The sequence below is a fragment of the Moorena sp. SIO4E2 genome (assembly GCF_010671945.1).
GTDB lineage: Bacteria > Cyanobacteriota > Cyanobacteriia > Cyanobacteriales > Coleofasciculaceae > Moorena > Moorena producens.
In genome coordinates this window covers 1-2,101 of sequence record NZ_JAAHIE010000965.1, presented here as the reverse complement: position 1 = coordinate 2,101, position 2,101 = coordinate 1, and the positions used below count along the sequence as shown (strand labels likewise).

At 43.3% G+C, this 2,101-nt stretch carries 3 protein-coding genes; 2 read left to right on the top strand and 1 reads right to left on the bottom strand.

Annotation, left to right across the window (positions count from 1 at the left end; translation table 11 throughout):
• Window positions 1-77: 77 nt before the first annotated feature.
• Window positions 78-317, bottom strand: coding sequence for a hypothetical protein (locus F6K37_RS39520; protein ID WP_287256723.1), 240 nt, complete (start codon window positions 315-317; stop codon window positions 78-80).
• A gap of 400 nt (window positions 318-717) precedes the next feature.
• Between F6K37_RS39520 and F6K37_RS39515 the strand changes: the two genes are divergently transcribed.
• Entirely contained in the window at window positions 718-1,692 is a 975-nt protein-coding gene (locus tag F6K37_RS39515) for an Rpn family recombination-promoting nuclease/putative transposase (RefSeq protein WP_287256721.1), read from the top strand.
• Between the two features lie 74 nt (window positions 1,693-1,766).
• On the top strand, window positions 1,767-2,101 hold a 335-nt coding region (locus F6K37_RS39510; RefSeq protein WP_502887822.1), incomplete at its 3' end, for a PDDEXK family nuclease.

Below are 2,101 nucleotides of genomic sequence, written 5' to 3'. Positions count from 1 at the left end.
CCGTTAATCATCTCCAGCGCGGTTTTCCTCCCACCTAAATAGGAGCTACTTCCATGATGCCAAAAAAATCACGATTATCAATCCTGGCTTTTCAGCAACCCACCGGATCTCTCTTGGGGATACGGCATTGTCTTGATGCAGTCGCTCATGGGGGAAACCCCCAAGACCGCGCTGCATCGCTTCTGAATCAAGGGATTAATATGAGTGGCATGGGCATCCTGCGCACCTGAAAAATGAAACAGGCAAGATGCCCGTTCCACAGCAAGATGCCCGTTCCACAGCCAGATACCCATGGCACGGCAAGATGCCCATGCCACAAAACTATTAAAATAATCCCGTATTTATGCAACGCCAAAATTTGTCCATCACCTTTTTGAAAAGCGCTCGCTATATAACTAATTATGGTGCCAACAAGCCCAGCCAAAACTGTTACTATAAAGGTAAATAAATTATAAGCATTCAGTAGTCAGCGTTCAGCGTTCAGCAGCAGTCAGCAGTGGCACAGGCTTTGGCCTTGGCCTTTTGGCCTTTTGGCCACGCTACGCGAACGGCCACGCTACGCGAATGGCCACGCTGTGCGAACGACGCTGGGACTTAACTCAGATTAAACCAATCCTTACCTTTTTTATTCAAAAGTTCCGTAGCGCATTAGCTAATAGCTGAATGCTTACAAAAAATTAACTAACAACTAAACGGTTTAATTAACCCTGTAAAACCATGAGATTCATTAGTCCTAAAACTGACTTTGCTTTCAAGAAAATCTTTGGATCAGATCAGAGTAAAGATATTCTGATTTCCTTCCTTAATGCCATGATTTACTCCGGTAATTCTGTCATCCAGGATTTAGAAATTATAGATCCCTACAGTGCGGGGGATGTGGTTGATTTAAAAGACACCTATCTGGATGTTAAGGCAGTATTAGAGAATGGAACGACTGTGATCATTGAAATGCAGCTCTGGAATGTAGAGGCTTTCGAAAAGCGAGTCGTTTATAATTTGTGCAAAACCTACGGGAATCAACTTAAATCCGGACAGGGATATTTCGATCTCAATCCGGTCATTGCTTTAACTATCACTGATTTTAAGCTGTTCCCTTCAACAGAGAAAGTCATTAGCAGTTTTTACTTTCAAGAAGAAGAAGACCACTTGCCTTATCAGGAAAATGAGTTAAAAATGGTGTTTGTGGAACTTCCCAAATTTACTAAGCAGCTGGAAGAGTTAGAAAGTTTGGTAGATAAGTGGATCTATTTTATCAAAGATGCTCCCAGCTTAGAAGTTATTCCTGATCAGATGAGGGAAATACCACAGCTGGAACAAGCTTTAACTATAGCCAATCAAGCTGGGTTGAGTGTGTCAGAATTGGAAAAGATCCGCAAACAGGAGATGTTCTGGGAGGATAGGCGAGGTGCATTGAGTCTAGCGAAAAGGGAAGGACGAGAAGAGGGAATAGAAGAAGGACGAGAAGAGGGCAGAGAAGAGGGCAGAGAAGAGGGCAGAGAAGAGGGCAGATTAGAAGGTGAAAGAAGCTTACTATTGCGACAGCTTGAGCGCCGCTTTGGAAAACTAACAAGTAATGCCTTCGCATTCCTTGAAGCCTTGAATCCCCAAGACCTAGAACGCTTATCAGAAGCAATCTGGGATTTTAATACCAGTGAGGATTTACTCAACTGGCTCCAAGAGCACTCTAACTAACGGTAGCTATGCCTTAGTTGTCTAAAATAAGACTAGACCTCTTGGAAACATTGGGAATCAAAACCGATTACTGTATGGCTGTTACTCTCCTACTCCAACAACTTACCGTTCCCCCAGGTCAAAGATTATTGATTCATAACCTAGAGTGGGCTGAATTTGAGTCTGTTCTAGAAGAACTAGGGGAACATCGCTCTGCCCGTATTGCCTATAGCCACGGAACCTTAGAAATCAGAATTCCTACCCCAGAACACGAAGTCGATAAAGAACTGCTCGGTGATTTGGTTAAAATTTTGCTTGATCAGTTAGAAATCGACTGCGAGTGCTTTGGTTCCACTACCTTCAAGGGAGAAAATATGGACAGTGGCATTGAACCGGATCAATGCTTCTACATCCAAAACCACGCTAGAAT

What these genes read in the sequence shown, in the direction of transcription:
- F6K37_RS39515 (WP_287256721.1), top strand. Translation starts at nt 718, where the DNA reads ATGAGATTCATTAGTCCTAAAACTGACTTTGCTTTCAAGAAAATCTTT.